We start from the raw sequence: 13,489 nt of genomic DNA, 5'->3' as shown, positions 1-13,489 counted from the left end.
CCCTAGCCCCGCGCTGCTTTAAGGGAAAGCACCATGCAGGTGGTACTAGGGATCGAATCCAGCTGCGACGAGACCGCGGTGGCGCTGGTGAGCACCGACCGGCGGATCATCGCGCAGCGCATCGCATCGCAGGACGAGGCGCATCGCCCCTATGGCGGGGTGGTGCCCGAGATTGCCGCGCGCGCCCATGCGGAGCGGATCGCGCCGATGGTCGCCGAGGTCATGGACGAGGCGGGGATGGAGCTGTCCGACTGCGCCGCCATCGCCGCCACCGCCGGGCCGGGGCTGATCGGCGGGGTGATGGTCGGGCTGGTAAGCGCAAAGGCGCTGGCCATGGCCAGCGAAGCTCCGCTGATCGCGGTCAATCACCTCGAAGGCCATGCGCTCAGCCCCCGGCTGGTCGATGCCGAGCTCGAATTTCCCTACCTGCTGCTGCTCGTTTCGGGCGGACACTGCCAGATCCTGCGCTGCGAAGGCGTGGGGCAATATCGCCGCCTCGCAACCACGATCGACGATGCGGTGGGCGAGGCGTTCGACAAGACCGCGAAGATCCTCGGCCTGGGCTTTCCCGGCGGCCCGGCGGTCGAAAGACTGGCGCGCGAAGGCGACCCGAAGGCCGTGCCGCTGCCGCGCCCGCTGGTGGGCGGCAAGGAACCGCATTTCTCCTTCGCCGGGCTCAAGAGCGCGGTCCTGCGCGCGCACGAGAGCGGCCAGCATGCCACCGCCCATATTGCCGCGAGCTTCCAGCAGGCTGCGATCGATTGCCTTGTCGACCGGCTGGAACGGGCGATCGCCAATGGCGGACAGGCCCCCGCGCTCGTGGTCGCTGGCGGGGTCGCGGCCAATGCAAGCGTGCGCGCCGCGCTCGAGGCATTGGCGCAGCGCCACGCGATGCGCTTCGTCGCGCCACCACCCCGACTGTGCACCGATAATGCGGCGATGATCGCATGGGCGGGCTGCGAAAGGCTCGGCCAAAGCGATCCGCTCGACTACAAGGCACGCCCGCGCTGGCCGCTCGATCCCGATGCGGAACCAGCACGCGGGGCCGGAGTGAAAGCGTAATGACCCCAGAACAACAGTCCGTAGCAGTCCTCGGCGGCGGCGCATGGGGCACCGCGCTTGCGCAGATGCTCGCCTCCGACGGGCGCGACGTCACCATGTGGGTGCTGGAAGCCGACGTGGTCGAGGACATCAATGCCAACCACCGCAACGCGCGCTTCCTGCCCGATGCGCAGCTTGCGCCGACGATCCGAGCGACCGGTTTGCTCGATGAGGTCGCCGGGGCGCAGGTTGTGCTGGCGGTGGTGCCCGCACAGCACCTCGGCAGCGTGCTGGCGCAGATGCCCGGCTTCTCGGGCGATCTCGTCATCTGCGCCAAGGGTATCGAGCAGGCGACCGGCGCGATCATGAGCGACGTCGCCGCGAAAGCCTGCCCGCGCGCGACGCTCGCCGCGCTCTCGGGTCCCACTTTCGCGCACGAAGTCGCCGCCGGGCTGCCCGCCGCGGTGACGCTGGCGTGCGGCGGGGGCGAGGATCAGTGGGAGCGGTTGTCGCCCGTGATCGCCCGGCCCGCCTTCCGGCCCTATTACTCCGACGACCTGATCGGCGCCGAGATCGGCGGCGCGGTGAAGAACGTGCTCGCGATCGCCTGCGGCGTGGTCGACGGGCTGGCGCTGGGCCAGAACGCGCGCAACGCGCTGATCGCGCGCGGCTTTGCCGAAATGGTCCGCTTCGGCGAGGCGCTGGGGGCGGAGCGTGCGACGCTGACCGGCCTGTGCGGGCTGGGCGATCTGGTGCTTACCTGTTCCTCCACCTCGAGCCGCAATTTCTCGCTCGGCAAGGCGATCGGCGAGGGCCAGAGCGCGCGCGACCTGATGGAGAATCGCGACACGGTGGCCGAAGGCGCGCACACCGCGCCGGTGCTGCAAAAGCTTGCGCATGAGAAAGCCATCGACATGCCGATCGTCGATGCGGTGGTCGCGCTGCTCGACGGGGCGCCCGCGCAAGATGTTGTCACCGACCTGCTCGCCCGCCCGCTCACCACCGAAAGACGCCCCGCTTGAGCGAGCCCGGCTCCACCGCGCCTGCCGAAAAGCCTCCAGGAGGGACCCCGCGCGACGATATGGCCGCGCTGGCGCGAGGCGGGCGGACCAATTTCTTCGGCTTCCTGATCCGGCTGGCTGCGCGCATCCCCTTCCTGCTGATTGCCGGACGGCTCTACGGCGACGACATGCTCGGCCGGTTCGCCGCCGCGCTCGTGGTGATCGAACTGGCGAGCCAGGTGGCGGTGCTCGGCCAGAAACGCGGGCTCGCCCAGCAGTTGAGCGAGAACGACGATCGCCCGCCGGCGCATATCGTGGCCGACGGGATGACGCTCAGCATCCTTACCTCGCTGGCGTTCACCGGGCTGCTGCTCGCTTTCCCGCAGCCGATGTTTCCCAACGGCGCGAATGGCGACCTGTCGTGGTTGCTCGTCTTCACGATCCTGCCCTTCGCGCTGACCGAGGTCGCGCTGGCCGCCTGCGCCTACCGCTACGATATCGGGGCGACGGTACGCAGCCGTGCGGTGGTTGAGCCGTGGGCGATCTCGATCGCGGCGGGCGCGCTGTTCTTCGTCGTGCCCGAAAGCGGGCTTGAGGTCGCCTATGTGATCTCGATTATCGCCGCTTCGGTCGCCGCGTTCATGCCGGTGATCCGGCACTACGGCCTGCCGCGCGGCTGGAAACCGAACCCGACCCGCGTCTTCCGTCTGGCGGTGCGCAACCTGCCGCTCGCCGGTGCCGACGCGATCGAATGGGGCACGCGCAAGCTCGACCTCGCGATCCTCGCCCAGTTCGCCTCGCCCTCGCAGGTCGGCGTCTATTACGCAGTCCAGCAGGTCGCCACGCTGCCGCAGAAGCTCAAGACCAGCTTCGACCCGATCCTGGGCCCCGTCATCACTGCCGCGCTGAAGGTCGGCGACCGATCCGCCATTGCCAGGCAGGTGTGCCAAGTCGGCTTCTGGATCGTCGCGGTGCAGGCGGGCGTGGCACTGGCGCTCGCCATTCCGGGCGAGGCGGTGATGGGTCTGCTGGGGCCGGACTTCGTCAGCGGCACCGGCGCGCTGTCGATCCTGCTGGTGGCCGAAGTGGTCGCGGCGCTGGCGGTCGTCTCCGAAAGCGCGCTCATCTACATCGCGCGCATGCGCAACCTCATCATCTCGATCGCCACGATCGTCTTCCAGGCCGCGCTGACCATCGCCTTCATGGTCGCGATCAGCGATTACGGCCTGCCCGAACACTGGCGCGCGCCCGCCGCCGCGCTGGCGCTCGCGATCGCGCTGGCCGGGGCGAGCATCGCCAAGAGCATGTTGCTGGGCCGCATCCTGGGCGAAACGGTCAGCAATTTCCGCTGGGGTCTGTTCGCCGCCGCGATCCCCGCAGCAGTGCTCGGCTGGGCCGCCACGCAGGTGCCCGAGTGGCTCGAGCTGATCGTCGGCATCCCCGCGATCCTGCTGACCTACGGGACGATCATCTGGTTCGTCGGCTTCCGCGAGGAAGACCGCGTGCTGTTCCGCCGGAACCTGGCGCAGGACGAGACCGCGCCCCGATCCTCCTGAAATATTCAGAAGGCATTCACGCGTTTCGGAGGAGCTTGGTCGCACGACCCGAAAGAAAAGACAGAGGGGATACAATCGTAATGGGGATGAAGACTTTCGCCGTCGTCGCGATCAGCGGCCTCGCACTCACCGGATGCGCAACCGCCGATGGAATGGCCGATAAGAGCAACGGCGCCATCGCCGACCGCGAGAGCAGTATCCCCCCGCCACCTCCTCCGCCGCCCCCTCCCCCGCCGCCGCCTCCACCCTCACCGCAGATGATGGCGGCCGCACCGGTCACGGTCACCGGATCGCGCGTGACCCGGGAACAGGCCGAGACCCCTGGCGAACAGCCGCGCACGTCCGAAGACCTGCGCTACGTCCCTTCGATCGTCGTGCCGACGCAGCCCGATCGCGAACGCTATGACGGGAAGGACGTCTCGGACGTCGCGGTGACGCTCGAAGCGCCGGTCTCGACCTTCTCGGTCGATGTCGACACGGGCTCCTATTCCAATGCGCGCCGGATGCTGACCGACGGGGAGCTACCGCCCGAAGCGGCAGTTCGGACCGAGGAATTCGTCAACTACTTCCGCTACGACTATCCGCGCCCGGCGAGCGCGGACGCCGCGCCCTTCACGGTCAACATGGATGTCGCGCGCACCCCGTGGGATGCCGACACGCGCCTCGTACGGATCGGCCTCGCCGGGTATGACGCACCCAAGGAAGAGCGCCCGGCGGCCAATCTCGTCTTCCTGCTCGACGTGTCGGGCTCGATGGGTTCGCCCGACAAGCTGCCGCTGGTGAAGACCGCGATGAAGACGCTGGTCAACCGGCTGACCCTGCGCGATCGCGTCTCGATCGTGGTCTATGCGGGCGCGGCGGGCCTCGTGCTCGAGCCGACCAGCGACCCGCGCGAGATCATGGCCGCGCTCGACGATCTGCAGGCCGGTGGCTCGACCGCCGGCGGTGCGGGGCTCGAGCTCGCCTATCGCGTGGCCGAAGCGGGCAAGGTCGACGGCATCAACCGCGTGATCCTGGCGACCGACGGCGATTTCAACGTCGGCCTGTCGGACAACGACTCGCTGCTCGAATATGTCGAAGGCAAGCGCCGCAACGGCATCGCGATGAGCGTGCTGGGCTTCGGGCGCGGCAATATCAACGAAGCGCTGATGGAGCAGATCGCCGACCGGGGTAACGGCAATTACGGCTATATCGACAGCGCGATCGAGGCGCGCAAAGTTCTGGGCGAACAGCTCGGCGCGACGCTCTTTACCATCGCCAAGGACGTGAAGATCCAGGTCGAGTTCAATCCCGCGGTCGTCAGCCAGTACCGCCTGATCGGCTACGAGAACCGCATCCTGCGCGAAGAGGATTTCAACAACGACGCGGTCGATGCGGGCGATATCGGATCGGGCCACCAGGTGACCGCGATCTATGAGGTGGTGCCCGCGCAGGCCGACGGCTGGATCCCCGGCCGCCGCTATCAGGACCGGATTCCGCAGGCCGCGACCGGGCAGGCGGCGGAGGCGGCCTTCGTCAAGCTGCGCTACAAGCAGCCCGATGGCGACACCTCGACGCTGATCACGCAGGTGCTGCCCGCGAACGCGCTGGCGAATGCCGGGCCGCTATCGGGCGACTTCGCCTTCGCGACATCGGTCGCCGCATTCGCGCAGAAGCTGCGCGGCGATACCCTGCTGGCGGACTTCGATTACGACGCGATCCGCGCGCTGGCGGGCGCGCAGAGCGATTTCTACCGGCAGGAATTCGTCAAGCTGGTCGGCGTTGCCGACAGCCTCGACCAACCCTGAGGCCTTCCCCCCCGACCCACGGGCCGCTATCGGGGCGGGGTGACAATTCGCCCCGCCCTCCATCCCGCGATCATCCTTTCCGCCGGTGCCATGCTGGTCTGCGCCATCGCCTTGCTGTTCGCGAGCCAGACGGCGGTGGGCTATGTCGAGCGGCTGGCCGCAGCGACCCGGGAACTGCCCGCGCAGCAGGGCCCCGATCCGGCGGTCGAGGTGCGCTTCTACACCGCCGGCGGCTGGCCGACCCGCCACGCAATGCTGACGCCCAATCGCGATCTGACCGAGCTGGAACGCGCACGGATCGCGCAGGCCATCTACGACATCCCGGGCGTGGGCGGCGTGCACTGGACCGACGGGACCATGCTGGCCTCCGGCGATACCGACATCGAATCGCTGCGCTGCGAGAGCGAGCTGCTGACCGTGCTGGCCGAACGCACGATCCGGTTCGAGGAATCCTCGGCCGAGTTCATCCCCGGCAGCGAGGAATTGCTTGACGAGCTGGCGAACACGCTGCGCCCGTGTGTCGGCACGACCATCGCCATTTCCGGCCACACCGACACCTCGGGCTCGCCGCAGGTCAACTTGGCGCTGTCGCAGGACCGCGCGCAGATCGTGCGGCGCGAGCTGATCGACCGCGGCATCCCGGGGCAGAGCCTGCGCGCGACCGGATACGGCAGTTCGCGCACGATCGAAGGTCTCGACCCCGCCGATCCGGCCAACCGGCGGATCGAATTCCGCGTCATTTCCGGCGAGACGCCCAGCCCCACCCCGATCGACACACCCGCGGCACGCTAGCGCGGGCCCAGCACGCGAGGCACGAGACGAAACATGGCTCTTTCCCTGGAACTGGTGGCGCTTGCCCTAGCCGGATATGTCGTGGGCCTGGGGCTCGGCGCAGGCACGGCCAAGCTTTGGACTTTGCGCGGACAGGCCTTTCGCGTTAATGCGCGCGACAGGTAACGAAAAGAGGCAAAGCCCAAGATGATTGAACTGATCGAGGCGAACTGGCTGCTGATCCTGCTGGCCGTGCTGGTCGGGTTCGTGGTTGCCTGGTTCCTCCTGTCAGGCTCGCGCAAGACCAGGGTGACGCGCGAGGATAGCCCCGAGGAGACCGGGACGAAACGCAATCAGGCGCTGATCGATGCTCCGCCAGCAGCCGCGAAGGACCCCGCGCCGCCCGCTGCAAGCGGACGGCCTGCCGCCGCCACGCCCGCTCCGGCGCCCGCTCCGGAAGCTGAGACCATCCCTCCTCCGCCTCCCGCATCGACAGCGGCGACACCCGCTCCGACACCTGCCCCGGCCCCGGCTCCGGTCCCCACACCGCGCGCCGAACCCGCCGCGACCGCGACCGGGGGTGCCGGAGCCGCCGTTGGCGGCGTCGTCGCCGAGGAAAGGGAAGCGGCGCAGACCCCGCCCGCCGCGTCGGACACAGGCGCCGCGGACGATCTGACCAGGCTCAAGGGCGTCGGCCCGAAACTCGCCACGCAGCTCAACGCGCTGGGCGTCACCTCCTTCGGGCAGATCGCCAGCTGGAGCGAGGCAGACATCGACCGGATCGACGACCAGCTGGGCCGCTTCAAGGGCCGCATCCGGCGCGACAACTGGATCGAACAGGCCAGGCTGCTCGAAAGCGGGGATACCGCCGCGTACGAATCCCGCTTCGGCAAGCTGTAAAAAAGAGTACAGGCAAGAATTCGCTTGCCACGGCGCCCGTTTTGGAACGATCCTGTTGTGGAACCGTTCTGAAAGATTGCGGTCGCTGGTGGAGAGCAGATGGAACAGCCAATCATCCTTGTCGCGGAAGACGAGCCTATCGTCGGGATGGACCTGTGCGATACCATCGCCGAAGCAGGCTATCAGGTCGAAGGCCCGCACGGCGACTTGAATTCCGCCATGCTCGCCTTCCAGAAGCAGCGCCCCGATCTTGCGATCCTCGATATCCGGCTGCACGATACCGTCGTCTATCCCTTCGCGGAAAAGCTGATCGCGGAAAACGTGCCGGTGATCTTCCATTCGGGCCACCTGCCGCTGGATGAAGTCTCGACCCGCTTCCCCGGCACGCTGGCGCTGGCCAAGCCCTGCCCTCCCGGCGATATCCTGACGCAGGTGCACACCGTGCTGACGCGCGAGCAGGACGAGGCTCAACCGGCCGGGACTGATAAGTCCCTCGCAGTATCGGTCAGCGTCGAAACCGCCTGACGTTCAACTTGCCGTCCGCCCGCATTGCCCAATGCAGGGCTTGCCGGGCCATGCCTCGATTTGCCATGGGACCGGGCGACAAGAGAAGCGAGCCCCACACCCATGATCCCCTTCGACGCCACCGACCCCTTCCGCCTCGACGACCAGCTGACCGAGGACGAGCGGATGATCCGCGAGTCCGCGCACGCCTTCGCGCAGAGCGAACTCCAGCCGCGCGTGATCGACGCCTTTCGCGAGGAGGCCAGCGCGCCCGAACTCTTCCCGCTGATGGGCAAGGCCGGCCTGCTCGGCGTGACCACGCCTGAGGAATTTGGCGGCGTAGGTGCCAGCTACGTCGCCTATGGCCTCGTCGCGCGCGAGATCGAGCGGGTCGATAGCGGCTACCGTTCGATGGCGAGCGTGCAGTCGAGCCTGGTCATGTACCCGATCACCGCCTTCGGCACCGAAGAGCAGAAGCAGAAGTACCTCCCCGGCCTCGCCAGCGGCGAGCTGATCGGCTGCTTCGGCCTGACCGAACCCGATGCGGGCTCGGACCCGGCGGGGATGAAGACCCACGCCAAGAAGGACGGCGACGACTACGTCATCTCGGGCAGCAAGACCTGGATTTCCAACTCGCCGTTCGCCGACGTCTTCGTGGTGTGGGCCAAGAGCGAAGAACATGGCGGCGCCATTCGCGGCTTCGTGCTCGAAAAGGGTATGGAAGGCCTCTCCGCCCCCAAGATCGAGGGCAAGCTCTCGCTGCGTGCCAGCACCACGGGCATGATCGTGATGGACGAGGTGCGCGTGCCCGCTTCCGCCATGTTCCCCGAAGTGCAGGGACTCAAAGGTCCGTTCTCCTGCCTCAACCGCGCGCGCTATGGCATCTCATGGGGCAGCATGGGTGCGGCCGAATATTGCATGGCCGCCGCGCGCCAGTACGGGCTCGACCGGCAGCAGTTCGGCGTGCCGCTCGCCTCCAAGCAGCTCTACCAGTTGAAGCTCGCCGACATGCTGACCGAGATCGCGCTGGGGCTTCAGGCCTCCCTGCGCGTGGGTCGCCTGATGGACGAAGGCAACTGGTCGCCCGACATGGTCTCGATCGTGAAGCGCAACAATGTCGGCAAGGCGCTGAACATCGCGCGCGTTGCCCGCGACATGCACGGCGGCAACGGTATCAGCGAGGAATACCAGATCATGCGCCACATGATTAACCTCGAGACGGTCAACACCTACGAGGGCACGCACGATGTCCACGCGCTGATCCTGGGGCGTGCGATCACGGGTATTGCCGCGTTCTGATGCAATTCGCGTCATCGCGAGCCACCGGACACCCGATCCGGGGGAACAGCGGGGCGAGCGCGGCGATCCATCAACCGGTCCATCAACCGGCATTGCGTTTCATGCACCAAACTGGATTGCCGCGGGTCACGTGCAGGGCTGGTAGGGGGCGCCAAGCCCTGTCCTACACGGCCGAAAAGTGCGAAAAGCCGGGCGTGCACTTTGCTTCGCCCGTCTCCACCACGCCGTCCCGAGGCGCGGAACGGCAGCCCGGTTTTTTGCCTTTAGACAGTGTGTCAGGTGTGTCAGGCCGCGCCGCAATCCACGGGACGAATGCATGAAACTCTACGGCTACTTCCGCAGCTCCACCAGCTACCGCCTTCGCCTCGCCTTGCAATTGAAGGGGCTCGAATACGAGAACTGCCCGGTCAATCTGGTGGAGAGCCAGCAGAAGGGCGAAGCCTTTGCCAGCCGCAATCCCTTCGCCACGGTGCCCATGCTCGAAGCGGGCGGCAAGGATCGCGTGCAGTCGATGGCGATCATCGAATGGCTCGACGAAGCCTACCCCGAAAAGCCGCTGCTCCCGGTCGAGATCGAACAGCGCTACCTCGCGCGCGAACTCGCCTATGCCATCGCGACCGAGCTGCACGCGCCGCTCAACCTGCCCGTCCTCAAGTATCTCAAGAGCGAATACGGGCAGGACCAGGAGGGCGTCGAAACCTGGTATCGCCACTGGCTCGCCCGCACCTTGGTGCCGGTGGAGCAACGGCTCGCCCAGCTGAATACCGGCGATTTCCTGTTCGATGCGCCCGGCTTCTTCGAGGTCGTGCTCATGCCGCAGATCTACAACGCGCGCCGCTTCGGTTACGATTTCTCAGATGCGCCGCATACAACCCGGATCGAAGCCGCCTGCCTCGCATTGGATGAAGTGCAAAGGGCGCACCCCGACAACCAGAACGACACCCCCGAAGGAGAGACAGTCCAATGAAACTCGCGACGCTGAATAACGGAACGCGCGACGGCAAGCTGGTGGTCGTCTCGAAAGACATCACCCGCTACTGCGCGGCGGACAATATCGCGGAGACGATGCAGGACGCGCTGGACGACTGGGCGAATACGGCGCCCAAGCTCGAGGCGCTGTACCGCGACGTGAATAACGAAGCCGTTCCCTGCGAACGCTTCCACGAGCGCGAGGCGCATTCGCCGCTGCCGCGCGCGTACCAGTGGGCCGACGGCAGCGCGTACATCAACCACGTCGAGCTGGTGCGCAAAGCGCGCGGCGCCGAGGTGCCCGAGAGCTTCTATCACGATCCGTTGATGTACCAGGGCGGCAGCGACGACTTCCTCCCCCCGCGCGCCGACATTCCGCTCAAGGACACCAGCTGGGGCTGCGACATGGAAGGCGAGATCGCCTGCATCACCGACGACGTGCCGATGGGCGTGTCCTCGGACGAGGCGGCGGATCACATCAAGCTGCTGATGCTGGTCAACGACGTGAGCCTGCGCGGCCTGATCCCGGGCGAACTGGCCAAGGGCTTCGGCTTCTTCCAGTCCAAGCCCGCGACCGCGTTCAGCCCCGTGGCTATCACGCCCGACGAGCTGGGCGATGCGTGGAAGGACGCCGTGATCCAGCTGCCGCTGATGGTCGATTATAACGGCGACCCGTTCGGCCGCGCCGATGTGGGCCAGGACGCGACCTTCAGCCTCGCCGATCTGGTCGCGCACGCGGCCAAGACGCGCAATCTGGGCGCGGGCTGCATCATCGGTTCGGGCACGATCTCGAACCAGGGGCCCGATGGCGACCCCGGCAAGCCGGTGAGCGAAGGCGGCAAGGGCTATTCGTGCATCGCGGAAATCCGCATGATCGAAACCATCGCCAGCGGCGAAGCCAAGACGCGCTTCATGGAGCCGGGCGACACGGTGAAGATCTGGATGGAGGACGATCACGGCAAGTCGATCTTCGGTTCGATCGAACAGAAGGTCGTGCAGGCCTAGACCTTCATCCGCCTCCCGTTCGCAGCGAGCTTGTGGCGCGCCGCGAACGTCATCTCTGCGTCGACCACAGGAGGCACACCAATGTTCTTTGACGACACAACCTACGACCTGATTGCGCGCGGGACCATCCTGACCGCGATCGGCATCTTCTATGTAATCCTGCTGACGCGGATCGTCGGCCTGCGCAGCTTTTCGAAGATGACGAATTTCGACTTCGTCATCACCGTCGCCAGCGGCACCGTTCTCGCAGGCATGGGCCGCGCAACCGACTGGCAGGGCTTCGTCCAGGCCGCCGTGGTGATGTTCGCGCTCTTCGCGGTGCAGCTGATCATCGCGAAGATCCGCAAGCAGTCCGATACGTTCGAGGAGGCGATCCAGAACGATCCCGTCCTGCTGATGGTCGATGGCCGCTTTTGTACCGAAGCGATGACGCAGACCCGCGTCTCGCGGTCCGACATCATCGCCAAGCTGCGCGAATCGAACACCACGAGTTTCGACGAAGTGCGCGCGGTGGTGCTCGAAACCACCGGCGACATTTCGGTGCTGCACGGGCCGAAGCTCGACCCCGCGATCCTCGAAGGCGTTGACGACGCACGCGATCCCGCGCCCGCGTTTCAGAAGCCGTAGCGCACGCCTGCCCACAGCGTGCGCGGGGCACCCAGATCGACGTCGCCGCCCGACACCCGCGTGACGACTTCCTCGTCGAACAGGTTCTCGGCCCGCAGGACGAGATCGAGCTGTCCTACAAGCGGCAGCTGCGCGTAGGCCCCCAGCGTGGTGAAGGCGGGCAGGATGTCGCTCTCTTGGTCATCCTCGAACTGGTCGCCGACATGGCGCAGCGTGAGCGATAACAGGGTGTCGGGTTTCGGCTCATAGGTGAGCGAGGCCGCCGCAAACCAGCGCGGGCTCTGCGGCGGGGCATTGCCGTCGAGCGATAGCGAAGCGCCCTCGCCTTCGATCCGCGGGTCGGAGTAGGACAGGCTGCCGTCGAAGCGGATCGGACCGCGCGCCACCCGCAGCCCCGCCTCGATCCCTTGCGTTTCGATCGCGGGCAGGTTGCGGCGCTGGCGCAGGTTCTCGCCGATGGTGACGTTGGCGATCGCGTTCTCCAGCCGGTTGTCGAAGGCGGTCAGGCTGAATGCGACGCCTTGCACGGGCCGCCAGTCGAGCCCCGCCTCGAACCCGCGCAGCTCCTCGTTGGCGAGGGCCGCATTGGCCTGCGTCACCACGGGGAAGACCACGAAGGGGCGGTACAGCTCGTTGAGCGTGGGCAGCCGCAGCCCGCTATAGGCAGCCGCGCGCAGGTCTAGCGTAGGCCCTGCCCGGAACAGCGCACCCGCGCGATAGGTCAGCGTCCAGTCGCTGCGGTCGGCGAAGCGGTTGTCCTCCACCAGCGCACCAGCCGCATCGCGCTCCGTGAAGAAGCCATCGGCAATCACCGTGCGATCCGCGCGAAGCCCGCCGGTCAGGACCAGCTGTCCTACTTCCCAGTCGTCCTCTACGAAGAGGCCGAGATCGCTGGTGACGCCGCCCGCGCGCCGCCGCGCGGTGACATTGCCGGTAAAGGAGCTGATCGGCTCTTCCTGCAACTCGCCCTCGGCACGGCGATAGTCGACGCCGAGGCGCAGCGTGTGCGCAGGGCCGACGGGCGGGCGCACTTCCAGCTTGCCGCCGAGCCCGGTCGAAGGCGTGCTGCGCTGGTCGAGCACGGGAACGAAGCGGCTGGAGCTGACGACGAGATTGCTGAAATTGCGCGCCTGCACGTAACCCAGCGCATCGACCTGCCAGCGCCCGCGCCCGACGATGCGGATGCTGTAGTCCTGCCCGCTGGCGGAGCTGTCCGCGCCCTCGAAGCGCAGCGTGCGGGCATCGTCGAAGGCAAGCACACGCGCCTGAAGCTCCAGATCCTGCGCGAGCGGGGCGACCGCGCGCAGCTGGCCCGACACGCTGTCGAACTTCGCGAGCACGCTGGCGGGCACGCGCTGGTCCTCGGGCGCAGTGAAGAAGCCCGGCCCGCGGTCCCACCGGATCGCCCCGGTCGCGTAGCCGCCGCCCAGCGGCGCGGCGAACTGACCGGCGGCCTCGGTGCCGCCGCGATCGTTCGCGAGCACACTCGCGCCGAAGGGTGCCTGCCGGTCGGGCGACAGGCTCTCGATCGCGATGGTACCCGCCAGCGCGCCCGCGCCGAACGGGCCCGATCCGCCCCCGCGCGTCACCGCGATCCGCCCGACCTGCTCGGGCAGCAGCGCGGCAAAGGGCACGTAACCGAAGAACGGGTCCGCCACCGGCACCCCGTCCAGCGTGACCAGCGCGCGGCTGGTGGCATTGCCGCCCAGCGCGCGCAGCGTCACGCCCTGCGCGGTCGGATTGGAAGAACGGCTGTCCGACCGGCGGAACTGCTGGAAGCCCGCGACGCTCGCCAGCGCCTCCTCGATCCGGCCCGATGGCACGGTCAGCACCGTCTCGCGGTCCACCTCGACGGTTCCGTAGGCGGGGGTTGCAGGCGTATCCTCCAGCCCGCGCCCGGTGACGATGATGACCGGCGCATCGCCTCGCTCGCGGTCGGCACCATCGCTCTCCTGCGCGAGCGAGGGTACAGCGATGCACAGCGGCATCAGGGCGGCGGCGCGAAGGAGGGGGGCTTTCATGCCGCGCG

12 protein-coding genes are annotated in these 13,489 nt (G+C 67.4%); 11 read left to right on the top strand and 1 reads right to left on the bottom strand.

Annotated elements, in window-relative coordinates:
• Positions 1–33: 33 nt before the first annotated feature.
• The 11 genes from tsaD (at position 34) to DL238_RS05440 (ending at position 11,460) form a co-directional block, all read left to right on the top strand.
• Positions 34–1,062 carry a tRNA (adenosine(37)-N6)-threonylcarbamoyltransferase complex transferase subunit TsaD gene (gene tsaD, locus DL238_RS05490; protein WP_115491342.1) on the top strand — a complete coding sequence of 343 codons (1,029 nt, stop codon included), beginning with the start codon at positions 34–36 and terminating at the stop codon, positions 1,060–1,062.
• Positions 1,062–2,063 (top strand): NAD(P)H-dependent glycerol-3-phosphate dehydrogenase, encoded by a 1,002-nt coding sequence (locus DL238_RS05485; RefSeq protein ID WP_115491341.1) that lies wholly within the window; start codon positions 1,062–1,064, stop codon positions 2,061–2,063. The genes tsaD and DL238_RS05485 overlap by 1 nt, the downstream gene beginning before the upstream one ends.
• Positions 2,060–3,598, top strand: a complete 1,539-nt coding sequence (locus DL238_RS05480) for a lipopolysaccharide biosynthesis protein (protein WP_115491340.1) — start codon at positions 2,060–2,062, stop codon at positions 3,596–3,598. Before DL238_RS05485 ends, DL238_RS05480 begins: the two co-directional genes overlap by 4 nt.
• An 86-nt stretch (positions 3,599–3,684) precedes the next feature.
• Positions 3,685–5,385 carry a vWA domain-containing protein gene (locus DL238_RS05475; protein ID WP_115492782.1) on the top strand — a complete coding sequence of 567 codons (1,701 nt, stop codon included), beginning with the start codon at positions 3,685–3,687 and terminating at the stop codon, positions 5,383–5,385.
• Positions 5,386–5,424: 39 nt separating this feature from the next.
• On the top strand, positions 5,425–6,177 hold the full coding sequence (locus DL238_RS05470) for an OmpA family protein (RefSeq protein WP_234030976.1): 753 nt from the start codon (positions 5,425–5,427) through the stop codon (positions 6,175–6,177).
• Positions 6,178–6,363: 186 nt separating this feature from the next.
• Positions 6,364–7,056, top strand: coding sequence for a hypothetical protein (locus DL238_RS05465; RefSeq protein WP_115491338.1), 693 nt, complete (start codon positions 6,364–6,366; stop codon positions 7,054–7,056).
• Between the two features lie 99 nt (positions 7,057–7,155).
• Positions 7,156–7,581 (top strand): response regulator, encoded by a 426-nt coding sequence (locus DL238_RS05460; RefSeq protein WP_115491337.1) that lies wholly within the window; start codon positions 7,156–7,158, stop codon positions 7,579–7,581.
• A gap of 102 nt (positions 7,582–7,683) precedes the next feature.
• Entirely contained in the window at positions 7,684–8,859 is a 1,176-nt protein-coding gene (locus DL238_RS05455) for an acyl-CoA dehydrogenase (protein ID WP_115491336.1), read from the top strand.
• A 316-nt stretch (positions 8,860–9,175) separates the two neighbouring features.
• Positions 9,176–9,826, top strand: a complete 651-nt coding sequence (gene maiA, locus DL238_RS05450; RefSeq protein ID WP_115491335.1) for a maleylacetoacetate isomerase — start codon at positions 9,176–9,178, stop codon at positions 9,824–9,826.
• Positions 9,823–10,833 (top strand): fumarylacetoacetate hydrolase family protein, encoded by a 1,011-nt coding sequence (locus DL238_RS05445; protein WP_115491334.1) that lies wholly within the window; start codon positions 9,823–9,825, stop codon positions 10,831–10,833. Before maiA ends, DL238_RS05445 begins: the two co-directional genes overlap by 4 nt.
• Positions 10,834–10,914: 81 nt before the next feature.
• Positions 10,915–11,460: a DUF421 domain-containing protein gene (locus DL238_RS05440; RefSeq protein ID WP_115491333.1), complete on the top strand. Its 546-nt coding sequence runs from the start codon at positions 10,915–10,917 to the stop codon at positions 11,458–11,460.
• Here DL238_RS05440 and DL238_RS05435 read toward each other — a convergent pair.
• Positions 11,448–13,481, bottom strand: a complete 2,034-nt coding sequence (locus DL238_RS05435; RefSeq protein ID WP_115491332.1) for a TonB-dependent receptor — start codon at positions 13,479–13,481, stop codon at positions 11,448–11,450. The two genes, DL238_RS05440 and DL238_RS05435, sit on opposite strands and share 13 nt — an antisense overlap.
• Positions 13,482–13,489: the final 8 nt, after the last annotated feature.

This window comes from Alteriqipengyuania lutimaris, assembly GCF_003363135.1.
In the GTDB taxonomy this organism is placed as follows: domain Bacteria; phylum Pseudomonadota; class Alphaproteobacteria; order Sphingomonadales; family Sphingomonadaceae; genus Alteriqipengyuania; species Alteriqipengyuania lutimaris.
This window is presented reverse-complemented; position numbering and strand designations above follow the sequence as displayed.

Coding starts and splice junctions, on each gene's coding strand:
- tsaD (WP_115491342.1), top strand. CDS start 34: ATGCAGGTGGTACTAGGGATCGAATCCAGCTGCGACGAGACCGCGGTG.
- DL238_RS05485 (WP_115491341.1), top strand. CDS start 1,062: ATGACCCCAGAACAACAGTCCGTAGCAGTCCTCGGCGGCGGCGCATGG.
- DL238_RS05475 (WP_115492782.1), top strand. CDS start 3,685: ATGAAGACTTTCGCCGTCGTCGCGATCAGCGGCCTCGCACTCACCGGA.
- DL238_RS05465 (WP_115491338.1), top strand. CDS start 6,364: ATGATTGAACTGATCGAGGCGAACTGGCTGCTGATCCTGCTGGCCGTG.
- DL238_RS05460 (WP_115491337.1), top strand. CDS start 7,156: ATGGAACAGCCAATCATCCTTGTCGCGGAAGACGAGCCTATCGTCGGG.
- DL238_RS05455 (WP_115491336.1), top strand. CDS start 7,684: ATGATCCCCTTCGACGCCACCGACCCCTTCCGCCTCGACGACCAGCTG.
- maiA (WP_115491335.1), top strand. CDS start 9,176: ATGAAACTCTACGGCTACTTCCGCAGCTCCACCAGCTACCGCCTTCGC.
- DL238_RS05445 (WP_115491334.1), top strand. CDS start 9,823: ATGAAACTCGCGACGCTGAATAACGGAACGCGCGACGGCAAGCTGGTG.
- DL238_RS05440 (WP_115491333.1), top strand. CDS start 10,915: ATGTTCTTTGACGACACAACCTACGACCTGATTGCGCGCGGGACCATC.
- DL238_RS05435 (WP_115491332.1), bottom strand. CDS start 13,481: ATGAAAGCCCCCCTCCTTCGCGCCGCCGCCCTGATGCCGCTGTGCATC.